The organism is Rheinheimera sp. F8 (assembly GCF_001518915.1).
In genome coordinates, this window is the sequence record NZ_CP013656.1 from 3,446,312 (window position 1) to 3,459,200 (window position 12,889).

Genomic DNA, 12,889 nt, shown 5'->3' on the forward strand with positions numbered 1-12,889 from the left:
GCCCCGTATGGGGCTTTTTTAACAGGTTTTCACGCCGTTAGATAGCGTTAGCGCGTTCTTTAGCGCCTCTTTCAGCGCCCTTTCAGCGCATAGCGACCAGCATCGCTGATGGCTCTTCCAGGTACTTTTTCCACAGATTGGTAAAGCGTGCGATCGTGCCACCGTCAATCACCCGGTGATCGCCAGACCAGCTGACCTGCATGATGGACCGCGCCACCACATGGCCTTTGGCATCAAAGCGCGGCAGTTGCTGCACTTTGCCTAATGCCACAATTGCCACTTCGGGTTTGTTGATTATTGGCGTCGCAACAGTGCCACCAATAGCGCCGATATTGGAGATGGTGATAGTGCCACCTTTTAAATCGGCTGGGCTGACACGGCCTTCGCGGGCTAAATCAGTCAAACGGGTTAAGTCCTGAGCAATTTCCACGATCGATTTCCGCTGGCAATCTTTGACATTTGGCACCAGCAGACCGACTTTAGAATCAACAGCGATGCCGATATTGTGCTCGTCAAAATAAGTCAGCGCGGTGCAATCTGCATTGACCTGGCTGTTTAAGATCGGGAATTCGTTTAACGCCAGCGACATCGCTTTCATGAAAAACGGCATCATGGTCAGCTTCACGCCTTGTTTCGCCAGATTGTCTTTCAGGCTTAACCGCAGCGCGATAAGGTCAGTCAAATCAATCTCTTCGCAATAAGTGAAATGCGGGATAGTGCTGACTGATTCGGCCATCTGCCGCGCCATCGCTGCTTTGATGCCTTTGATTGGTTCAACCCGGCGACCGCTGCTGCCAGCGGCCGGTGCAGCAACCGCTGCGGCGCATACCGGTACTACCGGTGCTGCAACAGTGTCGGAAACAGGTCCGGAAACAAAGGCCTGCACGTCATTTTTAAACACCCGGCCTTTTGGACCTGTGCCCGGCACGCGGTGAATATCCACGCTCAGCTCGCGCGCCAGCCGACGTACCGCTGGACTTGCCAGCGCTTTGTGGCCAGCCGGCAGACTGTTGGCAACTGCGACAGTCGCTGCAGGTGCTGTGCTCGCTACCGGTGCGCTTGGCTGAGTTACTGATGGCGCCTGATGTGTTGATGACGGCTTTCCTGATGCCAGGGCTGCGTCCATCTCAATGGCAAACAGTGGTGCATGCACTTTGGCGATATGGCCTTTGGCGGTATACAGCTTCACCACTTTACCCGGATGTTTCGCCGGGATTTGCACTAAGGCTTTGTCGGTCATCACGTCACAGACCGGCTGATCTTCAGCGATGATATCGCCTTCTTTCACCAGCCAGTCGACCACTTCACACTCAACAATGCCTTCACCGATGTCCGGCAGAATAAAATCTTCGATCACTTTGCCACCGACCGCCACTGCAGCCACCGGCGCTGCGGTGACCGGTGCATCACCGGCAACCACGTCAACGATCATTTCGAATAAAGGCGCATGAACTTTAGCGATGTCACCTTTGGCGTAATACAGTTTACTGACCACGCCGTTGTACACCGCCGGAATTTGTACCAGTGCTTTGTCGGTCATCACATCGCAGATCGGCTGATCTTCAACAATGCGATCGCCTTCTTTCACCAGCCAGTCGACCAGTTCACATTCGACGATGCCTTCACCAATGTCCGGCAGGATAAAATCTTTTTTCATCGATAACTCCGGCTCAGAAATTGACTGAAGCTTTAATCGCTTCAAAAGTTTTTAAATGGTCCGCCACGTATTCTTTTTCCAGCGCCAGCGGGTACGGTGTATCCAGACCACAAACACGCAGGATCGGGCTTTCCAGGTGCAGGAAACAGCGCTGCTGAATAGTCGCCGCGATTTCACCGGCAAAACCACCGGTTAACGGCGCTTCGTGGTTAATCACCAGACGGCCGGTCTTTTTCACTGATTCAGCGACAGTATCGACGTCCCACGGCAGAATGCTGCGAAGGTCAATCAGTTCACAGGAAATACCAATAGCTTCAGCCATTTCGACTGCTTTTTCGACGATTTCCATTTGCGCGCCCCAGGCCAGCACTGTGACCTGAGAGCCGGTTTTCATCACTTCGGCCTGGCCAATTGGCAGCTCGTAGTACTCTTCCGGCACTTCGCCGACTGATGCGCGGTACAGCTTCTTCGGTTCAAAGAAAATCACCGGATCCGGGCAGTTAATCGATGCCAATAACAGACCTTTGGCCTGATGCGGGTTGCGTGGCACCACGATTTTTAAACCCGGCGTATGGGCAAAATAAGCTTCCGGTGACTGGCTGTGATAATGACCGCCAGCGATGCCGCCGCCGTATGGCGTACGGAACACCAGACCACCGACGTTAAATTCATTGCCGGAGCGGTAACGGAACTTGGCTGTTTCATTGACGATCTGGTCAAAGGCCGGAAAGATGTAGTCGGCAAACTGAATTTCCGCGACTGGCGTCATGCCTTGTGCCGCCATCCCATTGGCAAAACCAGCGATGCCCTGCTCGGTCAGTGGCGTGTTAAAACAACGCGCTTTGCCGTATTTTTCCTGCAGTTTAGAGGTGGCGCGGAATACACCGCCAAAATGGCCAACGTCTTCACCAAAACACACCACGCCATCGTCTTTGGCCATCGCTAAATCCAACGCGTTGTTGATGGCCTGTAACATATTCATTTTCGCCATTACATTCTCCCTGACGTGATTGGATACGCATCCGGGTATTTACGGATGTGCTCTTTAAGCTCCGCCAACTGGCGTTCCAGCTCAGGGATAGGTTCGGCATACACATCGCTGATCAGATGCTCAATACCAGGTTTGGCCACTTTTTCTGCCACTTTTAGCGCTTCCAGGATGTCGTGACGCAGCTGCTCGATAGCGGATTTGTCGGCTTCATCATCCAGCCAGCCTTTTTGCAGCAGGAATAAACGGAACCGGGCAACCGGGTCGTTTTTGCGCCACAGCTCTTCTTCTTCTTTTGAGCGATAACCACTCGGGTCATCCGACGAAGAATGCGCGCCTAAACGGTAGGCAATTGACTCCAGCAGCACCGGCTCGTTATTGGCGAGCGCATATTCACGCGCCATTTTGGTGGCCTGATACACCGCCAGAATATCAGCGCCGTCGACCCGGATGGTTTTCATGCCATAACCGACACCACGACAGGCGATGCCGTCACCTTTAAACTGCTCGTTGGCCGGTGTAGAGATGGCGTAGCCGTTGTTGCGGCAGAAAAACAGCACCGGCGCTTTGTGCACGGCGGCCATATTCAGACCGGCGTGGAAGTCGCCTTCGGAGGCTGCGCCTTCGCCGAAATAACAGATAGTGACGTTAGCAAGCCCGCGCAATTTTTGCGCATAAGCATAACCAGCGGCTTGTGGGATTTGTGTGCCAAGCGGGCTGGAAATTGTCATGTAATGAATGGCATTGCTGCCGTAATGCACCGGCATCTGCCGGCCTTTGCCGAGGTCTTTTTCATTGGAAAACAGCTGATTCATAAACTGTTCCAGCGTGAAACCACGGTAGCGCAGTGCGCCTTGTTCGCGGTATTGCGCCATGATCATATCCGCATCATCGAGCGCTGCGGCACTGCCGACTGTGGCGGCTTCTTCACCGAGGCATTGCATATAAAAGCTGATGCGGCCCTGACGCTGCGCCCCTAACATCCGTTCGTCCAGCACGCGGATAAAGGTCATGGTCTGGTACATTTTCAGTGCGGTCGCTTGGTCAAGCTCAGGTGCGGTCGCGCCTTCGTAGAGGGTGCCGTCGTCCTGTAAAATGCGCAGTGTAGGGATCTGCAAAGCGTGGCCACTGGTGAATTCGGCCTGATGCACAGTCGAAATCGTGGCATTGTTCGGGTTGGTCATAGATCTCTCTTTGTCATGCGGGTAACGCGGACCTTGGTGTTTGCCGGCTTTACCTTAATGTTGAATCCATCTGACCGACAGTCTGTCGCTGTTTAGGTCAGCTTCTCCCCTGGATTTTTGCAGACGGTTCATCGCGTCGGATTATTTTACTTTACGTAGACGTCAAGCAAACCGCTGCAGCTTCGCTGTTATGATTTTGTTCCAGCGGCGCAAACTTTACCTTTACGTAAACTGCATTGCAACCGCGTCAGCCAGTAAAACGTAGCACAGCCCGGCTTTTTACGGTGAATTTTTCCGTACGCTCGGATAAGGAAAACTAATGCGGGGCGAAATCAATCATTTCATCGGCGAAAGTCACAGCGCGGCGCCGGCATTCAGCCCGCAACTGCAGTTAGAGGTATGACCAGATAAGAAAAAACGGGCCTGTTGCCCGTTACTGTTTTATCAGGATCTGAACTAGTCGCTGACCTGCCCGGCAACTGACACCGGCTTGACCAACAACATCGCGCGTTGCCCCAGCGCAACGTCTGCATTGGGGAAAATAATGGCTTCGCCTGGTTCATCGACCCGATACTCAATATCACCGTCACGTGCCAACACAGTGCCGAGCGGGAACTGGCTGAAATTCTCAATATTGCGGGCAAAGCACAATTCGAATTGTTCACTGTGCTTGTTCACTGCACGACTAACGACAAAAAAGTTAAACCGGCTCTCGTCAAAATCTGCCAACACCGGCAGCGCATCGACAATCAATGCGCGCAGCATCGCATCACAGGCGGCAAAGCGGCTCATATCGTTTTCGCCAAAAGGTCTGACTTTGCCAAGTTCCAGCGTAAAAGCATGCGCGCCACAGCTTTGCGCGCCAAAATAACTGAACGTAGATGCTGGCGTTTGCATTAGCAGGAACGTTTCCACACCGCAGGCATGTAAAAACTGTAACTGACTTTTGCTCCAGGGTTTGCCGTGTAAAAACGGATAAACCGCGAACTTTTCAAACTGTGAGCCCCGAATAGCGGTATGCAGGTCATACAACAGACGCTCGCGGCCTTCACCACCTGCCTGATAAAAACGCAGCACATATTGTTCGAGTGCCGCCGCCCGCTGGCGTTCCCAAATTGGTTCTCCATCCCCTTTACTGTGATGGCCGGAGAATAACCGGTTCAGGTTATCGACCAGTTCACGTTTTGCACTGTTCATCGCCGGCGGATTGCCAAACAAAAACAACAACCGGTGAGTGCTTTGGATTTTTTCCAGCAACAGGTCCTGGCAAATTGCTGCGCACAGCTCAATCGGCGCAGTTTCATTGCCGTGTACACCTGAGGACAACACTATATCGATGCCTGCCGGGTTCGCTGGGGTCAGGCATAACACACCAGTATCCCAGACCTCAACCACAGTGCCGTTGCTAAGCCTGTAAGAAAAAGGCGCCAGCTGCTCTGGGTAAGTCAAAGTCAGGCCAAGGAAGTCGCCACTGTGCTGCAGCGTTTCCGGTTCTACGAGACGGTTCAGAATATTGGTTTTCATGCTTCAAATCTGCGTTATAGGGTTGGCAGGGCCAGCTTCTTCGAGCCAGGCTCACTGTATGGGTCAGCAGCATTGTAATCATCTGTCGCCTGATTGCACCAGCGCCGGGAGTTACAAATAGTGTCAGGCCCACATCACCAGTACAGCCGCCAGAACAACAAGCGCAAGGCCCAGCAAGTCGGTGCGTTTGAGTTTTTCCCTGAACCAAAACACCGAAATCAACAAAGTGAACAGCACTTCAACCTGCCCCAGTGTTTTCACTAATGGCACGCTCTCCAGGCTCATTGCGGTGAACCAGCCTAAAGAACCAATACAGCTGAAAAAGCTGGTCAGCAAGGTCAGTCGGGGCCGTTGCCATAGTGCAACCAGCACTGCACGGTCGCGTATTAACAGATAACCCAACAACAGCAGCGTCTGGCAGCTGATAACAAATAACAACACCCAGGCCGCGCCATAGGGAAACGGCAAACCAAGCGCCAGACTGGCTTCGCGGATCCACAACGACGTCAGCGCAAACGCGGCACCACTGGCGGCGCCGATAGCAACGGTCTTGAGCGGCAACTCGTTCAGGTTTCGCACACCGCTTAATAAAAATACGGCGATAGCGCCGACGCCTACCCCAATCCAGCCGAGTGGCGACAACACACTGGCAAAAAATATTACGCCAAGCACTGCAGCAAAAATCGCTTCTGATTTCGCTAAACCGACACCAATGGCATAGTTTTTTTGCTTAAACAGCACCACCATCAGTGCAGTGGCCAGAATTTGCATCACAGACGCCGCCAGCACATACCCGGCAAAACTGGCGCTAAATACTGGCAATGCCGCAGCCTGATACTGATATAACGCCAGTAAATACAGGGCTGCCAGCGGACTGGCATATATAAACCGTGCCAGCGTAACACCCAGCACCGACACTTCTTTACTGAGCTCTTTTTGACAGGCATTACGCACGGCCTGCATCGACGCGGCCAATAAGGTAAACAAGATCCACATAAAAATCGGCCTCCCCGGCCCTTGCGCATAACACCCGCAGATTTTGGACATCCGGACGGATGTTTGATGGCTTTACCTTAACCGAAAATCAGGGGCGGCGCTTTGCTATTTGACTGATTAACCGGCTAAAAATACCGCAGTCAGTCGGTGCAGCATTGCAATCAGACAGAAAGCCAGTAAGATAAGGCGCTCGTCGGTACGTAGCGCAGCTTGGTAGCGCACTGTCATGGGGTGTCAGGGGTCGTGGGTTCGAATCCCGCCGTACCGACCATTCAAATTTCAAGAAAAAACGCCGGATTTATCCGGCGTTTTTTTATGTCCATTGAAGGACGGTTATGCCTAGAGCTGTGCTTGTGTCAGCGCGACAAACTGATTGATCAGCAGCTGCTTTTGCGGCTCTCGCTCCGAAGCCTGATGGGCCAGCAATAAACGCGTGACTGCCTGTTCATCAGCCAGTTGCCGGTAACAAACCCCAGCCAGCTGAATACGGTCGAAACAGGCTGGCAGTACGCTGATGCCGACACCGGCAGCAACCAGCCCAATGATGGTCGACGCCTCGGCGGCTTGCTGGACAGTGTCTGGCGTAAATCCGGCTTGCAGGCACAACGCATGCAGTTGCCGGTAAATACTGGTGCCCGCTTGCGGCGGGTACATAATAAACCCCTGCGTTGCCAAATCCGCCAGCCGGATCTGCGGTTTTGCCGCCAGCGGATGCTGTTCCGGCAACACCACCACCAGTGGATCAGTGCGTAGCGTCAAATAGTGCAGCGCTGACGCTGCTGAATTCTCCTGCTCCGCTTGTTCAGCGCCAAACTGTGGCCGGACAAACGCCAAATCCAGCGTCTGTTGTTGTAACGCCGCCAGTTGGTGTTGCGTCGACATCTCCAGCAACGTCAGCGTGACGGCCGGAAATTGCCGGCGATAGACATTGATCAGCGCGGAAAATAACGGCGTCAGCGGCGTGGAAGAGGTAAAGCCAATCCGCAGTTCACCGGCATGTCCTGCTGCTGCGGCTTTGGCGGACTGCGCTGCGGCACCAGACAGCGCCAGAATTTTTCGGGCCTCTGTCAGCAGTAACTTTCCGGCTTCAGTCAGCTGCACCGATCTTTTGGTGCGGGCAAATAACATTGCGCCGATCTCAGCTTCCAGCTGGGCAATGGCATAACTGAGCGGCGGCTGGCCGATACAAAGCCGCTGCGCCGCACGGGTGAAATGCAGCTCTTCTGCAACGGCAATAAAATATCGCAATTGTCGTAGTTCGATGATTGGTTCCTCCGGCGGTGATCCTGCTGTTGCTGTCACATTAATCTGATTTCAGTATTAATATTGCATTATTTATGTATTGGACGCTATTAATTGCATTCTTTATCCTGACACTTCCTGTTTTTCACCGGTCAACCCTGATGTCTTATTCAGCACCTGTCAGCACCGCTGCCAACCAGTTATCCACCTCTGCACTTGATCAGCTGCAGCGGATCCAATCTTTAAAATGGGCGATGTTTCTGGCCGGCAGCAGCGTATTTGCCCTGCTCTATGCCGTGCAACCAATGATGCCGCTGCTGTCAGCTGAATTCGGTTTGACCGCGGCGGATGCCAGCTGGGTGTTGTCCATTTCCACGCTGACTCTGGCGTTATCCTTATTGCTCAGCAGCCTGCTCAGTGAATTTATTGACCGGCGCCGTCTGATGATTGTGGCGGTCACGAGCACTGCAGTGCTGAGCCTGCTATGTGCGCTGGCGCAAAATTACACGCAATTGTTATGGCTGCGTGCGCTGCTGGGGTTGGCATTGGGTGGAATGCCGGCACTGGCCATCACTTATCTCAGCAGTGAAGTGCCTGCTGCACGGCTGAGTCAGACCATTGGTTTTTATATTGCCGGGACCGCCTTAGGCGGTATGCTGGGGCGGGCTTTCGGTGCGCTGCTGAGTGACCAGTTCAGCTGGCGGCTGGCGCTGCTGTTGTTAGGTTTGGCCGGACTTGCTGCCGCCTGGCAATTTCAACGCACGCTACCGCAAGTAGCGCCGCGCAGCCCACATTTTACGCCAGCCACGCCTGATCTTCAGAGCCTGCGGCAGATGATGCGCTCGGTATTCATGCAGATCCGCCAGCCCAAATTACTGGCACTGTTTGCCATCGCATTTTTGTTAACTGGCAGCTATACCGGCCTGTACAACTACATCACCTTTTATTTGCTGGCGCCGCCTTATTTGTTCAGTCAGAGCACAGTCGCTGCGATCACGGTGTTTTATGTGTTTGGTATCGGCAGTTCACTGTGGGGCGCGATGTTAACCAAACGCCTGCCACTGCGCACGCTGGTGCCCATGGCGCTGCTGCTGATGTTGCTCGGTTTAGCGGCCACGCTGCACCCGGATGTGCGTGTCATCCTCAGTGGCATCGCCTTGTTTACTTTTGGCTTTTTTGCTTGTCATACGCTGTGCAGTAACTGGCTGGCGACTTTGGTTCAGGCGCCCAAAGCGCTGGTGACTGCTGTGTATTTGTGTTGTTATTATCTCGGCGCCAGCACCCTCGGCGCGTTTTCCGGCAGGGGCTGGGACTATGGCGGCTGGCCAGCGGTTGTACTGCTGCTTGCACTGTTGCTGTGCCTGGCCTTAGCGTTAAGTCTTTGGCTGGCCTGGCAATTATTATCGACATCGCCGCAACCTCCCGAGCAAACACTGCCAGATACACCACAACAGGCGTCAGATGCTGCAGCTAAATCTGCACAGAGCGCCACCGATGAAGTCTATTGGCAACAACACAGCAGGTTATACCCGCGTGACCTGACGTTTATTCAACTGGAAAACGGCTATGTTGGCACGCAGCCTTCGTCCGTATTGCAGGCCTGGCAACAACATCAGCAGCTCGTGAACAGTCAAAGTGCGTTGTACTTGCGCCAGCATTGGCCGCAGGAAGAAGTGGCTATCTATCAGCAACTGGCCGATTTTTGTGGTGTGCAACCAGATGAATTACTACTGACCCGCAACCTGTGTGAAGGCATGCACATTTTATTGCACGGTTATCCGTTGCAAGCGGACGATGAAGTAATTTGTGCAACGCAGGATTACGATGCGGTGCTCGCCAGTTTGCAATGGCTGGTCACAGAGAAACAAATCCGGCTCAATCTATTGCAACTGCCAACAAACAGCACTGACCAAGCGCTGGTACAGTGTTATGCCGAGACCATCACGCCACGCACTAAACTGATTGTGCTCAGTCATTTATGTCATCGCCATGGTCAGATCATGCCGGTTGCAGCCATCAGCCGGATGGCGCGGTGCCACGGGGTCGATGTGATGGTCGATGCCGCCCACTCGTTTGCTCAGCTCGATTACCAGCTGCCGGCGCTGGAGGCGGATTTTATCGCCACCAATCTGCATAAATGGTTTGGTGCGCCGCTCGGCACCGGGCTGGTGTTTATCCGTGAATCCCGCTTGGCTGAGATCCGGCCGCTGTATGGACTGTCTGACCACGCAGGCTCAGGAGCAATGCCCATCCAGCGACTTGCTGCACCGGGCACAGTTGCAGTCCCGGCGTTGCTGAATATCCGTGACGCACTGGCGTTTCAGCGCCAAGTAGGCCTGACGCAAAAAGAACAACGCCTGCGTTATCTGTCCCAGTATTGGCTGACGCAGGCGCGGCAGATCCCGGGGCTGCAGATCATCACGCCATCGGACCCAACACAGTCCTGTGCGATTGCGGCTTTTACCCTGCACGGACAAAGTGCCGACGATGTGGTCGCGGCGTTGTGGCAACAGGCGCGGATTTTTGCCGTCAGCCGCCAGCTTAATCAGTTACAGATAGTGCGGATCACGGTGCAGCTATTTACCCAGCCCGCCGAACTGGACCTGTTGATTGTTGCCCTGCGGCAGATCGCCACAACAATTGGTACAGATCAGCCGCCAATTTAGCCGTATTAAAGTGTGAGCGTGCCGGACCGCGTAACACGATGAAGTTCAGCGAACGCTAAATTATCAAATCAAATGACACCGCTGTCTTGTAATTAAATGCGGACAGCAGTTGATGACGACCGGTTTCAGTGTCTTGATCTGACGGAAAATTTCCGGACAGTACCGGTACGGCAGCGCACAGAAACATGGCGCTGCTGGAGAAAACTGAACAATGGCCATGGCAGCAATTTTTGTCATGAACCTTTACACTTTACCCGTTGCGGCCGGAACGGATACCGGACTCAGACGAGGATCAGGCGATGACTGAGCTCATTTCCACTGATTACGCCCTGATCATCTGACTGCAACACAGGTCCGGCACAATGCCGTACTGTCCTGAGACGCTACGCAGAGGTGATGTAATGAAGACTGAACAACTGAGCAGAACCCGTCCACCAGAACTGTTCCCCACTGCAGGCTATGGCAGTGTGGCGCCCCCTTGGATCAAAGCAGATCTACAGCAGACTCCAGCCGCCAAACCTAATGTCCATCAACCCGACGGTGACACCTGGCATTGGCTGAGACGCCAGCTGGGCTGGAATCAATCCTGAAATCAACTGCGGTCAGGGATAAAACCAACTGACCCAGTGCTGATAGACAGGTAAACCAATCAAGACGTTGACCGGAAAGGTGATCCCCAGTGCAGCCAACATTGCCAGACCAATGTTGGCTGATGGGATCGCTGCGCGTATCGCTGCAGGTGCTGCGATATAAGACGCACTGGCGGTGAGACCGGCCAGGATCACGGCACTGCCTTGCGGTAAATCCAATAATAATGCGGTAGCGATACCACTCCAGGCCAGTAAAAATGGCATCAGTGCCGCGAACATCAACAAACGCCACTGCGCCAGCGGTAACGGCACGCAGGCTTTTGCCGTACACAAGCCCATTTCCAGCAGAAACAGCGCCAGCATCGTTTTAAAACCACCGAGTAAGGCCGGCGCAATGGGCTCCAGCCCAACAGGCCCGTAGCTATAACCAATCAACACACCACCACCGAGCAGCAATACGCCCCGGCTGGTCAAAGACTCGCGCCAGATCCCGCCGGTACTGCCTTGACCGGTCAGGCGGCGATGCAACCACAACATGATGATAATGGCCGGCAGTTCCAGCAACACCAGAAACAGCGTTGTTTGTGCCGCAACCGGCAGACCGGCGCGTTCGACCATCGCCAGCACCAGCGCAAAAGTACCGGCACTGACCGAGCCATAATGCGCCGCAATACTGACTGCGTCATCGGTCGGCAGTTTCACCAGACGGCGCAGGATCGGATAACACAATAGTGGCAACACAAATCCCAACAAGGCGATAGGTAATAACCCCAGCAGCAACTGACCAGTAACCTGGCCGTGCAACGCCAGCCCGCCTTTTAAACCAAGCACCAGCATCAATAAGATCGATAAGGTTTCATAAATGGAATGTGGCACTTTCAGGTCCGATTTCAACAAACCGGCGATCAGGCCAAAGGCAAAAAAAGCAATTACTATATCGGGCATCATTAATTCCTCCAGATCCAGGCGGCGGCTATTGTGCCTGCGTCGAAAAATAAGGAATAATAAATATATCAAGATGCAGATATAGATGATTATCTATGAATATTCGCCATTTGAGTTTTCGGCTGTTGCAGGTCTATCAGGCTGTGGTGCAAACCGGCAGCATCTCGCAGGCCGCCCGTCAGTTGCATCTGACCCAACCAACAGTGTCTATCCAATTAAAAAAACTGACCGAGTGGGCCGGCGAACCTTTATTGGAAAGTCAACATGGCACGCTGGTGCCGAGCCCGGTTGGCGCTGAGCTATACCGCGCCAGTCAGGATGTTCTGGGCCGCTTTGCCGATTTTTCTCAGTATGTGCAAAGTGCGCGCGCCGGCAATAGTGGCAGTCTGAGCCTGGGGATTGTCACTACCGCCAAATATATTCTGCCACCGCTGTTGGCCGAATTTTCCCGCCAGTTTCCGCAAATTGAACTGACGTTAAATATTGGCAACCGCGCCCAGATCCTCAGCCGCTTTGAACAGCAGCAGGATGACCTGTTTTTATTCAGCCACCCGCCGGCCGGAAATCAGGTATTAGCCCGGCGCCTGTTAAAAAACCCGCTGCAACTGATAGCCCCGCCCGGCCATTGGGCGGCCGGCAAACCCGGGCTTAGTATGGTGGATTTGAAAGAAGAACGTTTTCTGATCCGCGAGCCCGGCTCCGCCACCCGGATGATGCTGGAAAGCTGGCTGAGCAGTCAGGGACTGGTGCTACAAAAAACTATGCAAATTGAGAGCAACGAAGCGATCCGTTTAAGTGTCGCCTCGGGCCTGGGTTTGGCCGTCTTGTCAGCACACACACTACAGGCTGGCACCGAACCGGTCGAACAGTTACAGCTGCCGGGTTTGCCACTGGAAAGTCATTGGTATCTGGTGGCGCGCCGCGATCGGCGTTTATCCGCCACCGCAGCACAGCTAATTCGTTTTTTGCCGGCGCAGCTAGCTCAACACTTGGACCCGGGCTGGCTGGTCAGCGATTTAGCCAGCCTGGCCGCAGACTTTTTGCCAGACCAATTTTTGTCAGCCAACTGACTGGCAAAAAACGCGGTTCTTGGCATT

The 12,889-nt window shown here is 53.8% G+C and carries 10 protein-coding genes and 1 tRNA gene; 4 read left to right on the forward strand and 7 right to left on the reverse strand.

Annotated elements, in window-relative coordinates; translation table 11 throughout:
* Positions 1-82: 82 nt before the first annotated feature.
* From ATY27_RS15385 to ATY27_RS15405, 5 genes are all read right to left on the reverse strand, one after another.
* Complete coding sequence (locus ATY27_RS15385) at positions 83-1,657, reverse strand: dihydrolipoyllysine-residue acetyltransferase (RefSeq protein WP_208931501.1); 1,575 nt, start codon at positions 1,655-1,657, stop codon at positions 83-85.
* Positions 1,658-1,670: 13 nt separating this feature from the next.
* Entirely contained in the window at positions 1,671-2,648 is a 978-nt protein-coding gene (locus tag ATY27_RS15390) for a transketolase C-terminal domain-containing protein (RefSeq protein WP_208931502.1), read from the reverse strand.
* Positions 2,648-3,829: a thiamine pyrophosphate-dependent dehydrogenase E1 component subunit alpha gene (locus ATY27_RS15395; protein ID WP_208931503.1), complete on the reverse strand. Its 1,182-nt coding sequence runs from the start codon at positions 3,827-3,829 to the stop codon at positions 2,648-2,650. The genes ATY27_RS15390 and ATY27_RS15395 overlap by 1 nt, the downstream gene beginning before the upstream one ends.
* 456 nt (positions 3,830-4,285) lie before the next feature.
* A complete protein-coding gene (astE, locus tag ATY27_RS15400) occupies positions 4,286-5,353 on the reverse strand; it encodes a succinylglutamate desuccinylase (protein ID WP_208931504.1) in 1,068 nt (355 codons plus the stop codon).
* A 123-nt stretch (positions 5,354-5,476) separates the two neighbouring features.
* Positions 5,477-6,349 (reverse strand): EamA family transporter, encoded by an 873-nt coding sequence (locus tag ATY27_RS15405; protein WP_208931505.1) that lies wholly within the window; start codon positions 6,347-6,349, stop codon positions 5,477-5,479.
* Between the two features lie 194 nt (positions 6,350-6,543).
* Between ATY27_RS15405 and ATY27_RS15410 the strand changes: the two genes are divergently transcribed.
* Positions 6,544-6,620 (forward strand) — tRNA-Pro (locus ATY27_RS15410).
* Positions 6,621-6,688: 68 nt separating this feature from the next.
* Here ATY27_RS15410 and ATY27_RS15415 read toward each other — a convergent pair.
* On the reverse strand, positions 6,689-7,651 hold the full coding sequence (locus tag ATY27_RS15415; protein ID WP_208931506.1) for a LysR family transcriptional regulator: 963 nt from the start codon (positions 7,649-7,651) through the stop codon (positions 6,689-6,691).
* Positions 7,652-7,752: 101 nt separating this feature from the next.
* Here ATY27_RS15415 and ATY27_RS15420 point away from each other — a divergent pair, with 101 nt between their 5' ends.
* Both ATY27_RS15420 and ATY27_RS15425 read left to right on the forward strand, forming a co-directional pair.
* The gene (locus ATY27_RS15420; protein ID WP_208931507.1) at positions 7,753-10,257 is read left to right on the forward strand and encodes an MFS transporter; all 2,505 of its coding nucleotides are present in this window, start codon (positions 7,753-7,755) and stop codon (positions 10,255-10,257) included.
* A 401-nt stretch (positions 10,258-10,658) separates the two neighbouring features.
* Positions 10,659-10,847 (forward strand): hypothetical protein, encoded by a 189-nt coding sequence (locus ATY27_RS15425; protein ID WP_208931508.1) that lies wholly within the window; start codon positions 10,659-10,661, stop codon positions 10,845-10,847.
* 12 nt (positions 10,848-10,859) lie between these two features.
* Here the strand turns inward: ATY27_RS15425 and ATY27_RS15430 are convergent, their stop codons facing one another.
* Entirely contained in the window at positions 10,860-11,795 is a 936-nt protein-coding gene (locus ATY27_RS15430; RefSeq protein WP_244151329.1) for a sodium-dependent bicarbonate transport family permease, read from the reverse strand.
* A 92-nt stretch (positions 11,796-11,887) separates the two neighbouring features.
* Here ATY27_RS15430 and ATY27_RS15435 point away from each other — a divergent pair, with 92 nt between their 5' ends.
* Positions 11,888-12,862 carry a LysR family transcriptional regulator gene (locus ATY27_RS15435; RefSeq protein WP_208931509.1) on the forward strand — a complete coding sequence of 325 codons (975 nt, stop codon included), beginning with the start codon at positions 11,888-11,890 and terminating at the stop codon, positions 12,860-12,862.
* Positions 12,863-12,889 lie beyond the last annotated feature (27 nt).

What these genes read in the sequence shown, in the direction of transcription:
- ATY27_RS15385 (WP_208931501.1), bottom strand. Translation starts at nt 1,657, where the DNA reads ATGAAAAAAGATTTTATCCTGCCGGACATTGGTGAAGGCATCGTCGAA.
- ATY27_RS15390 (WP_208931502.1), bottom strand. Translation starts at nt 2,648, where the DNA reads ATGGCGAAAATGAATATGTTACAGGCCATCAACAACGCGTTGGATTTA.
- ATY27_RS15395 (WP_208931503.1), bottom strand. Translation starts at nt 3,829, where the DNA reads ATGACCAACCCGAACAATGCCACGATTTCGACTGTGCATCAGGCCGAA.
- astE (WP_208931504.1), bottom strand. Translation starts at nt 5,353, where the DNA reads ATGAAAACCAATATTCTGAACCGTCTCGTAGAACCGGAAACGCTGCAG.
- ATY27_RS15405 (WP_208931505.1), bottom strand. Translation starts at nt 6,349, where the DNA reads ATGTGGATCTTGTTTACCTTATTGGCCGCGTCGATGCAGGCCGTGCGT.
- ATY27_RS15420 (WP_208931507.1), top strand. Translation starts at nt 7,753, where the DNA reads ATGTCTTATTCAGCACCTGTCAGCACCGCTGCCAACCAGTTATCCACC.
- ATY27_RS15425 (WP_208931508.1), top strand. Translation starts at nt 10,659, where the DNA reads ATGAAGACTGAACAACTGAGCAGAACCCGTCCACCAGAACTGTTCCCC.
- ATY27_RS15430 (WP_244151329.1), bottom strand. Translation starts at nt 11,795, where the DNA reads ATGATGCCCGATATAGTAATTGCTTTTTTTGCCTTTGGCCTGATCGCC.
- ATY27_RS15435 (WP_208931509.1), top strand. Translation starts at nt 11,888, where the DNA reads ATGAATATTCGCCATTTGAGTTTTCGGCTGTTGCAGGTCTATCAGGCT.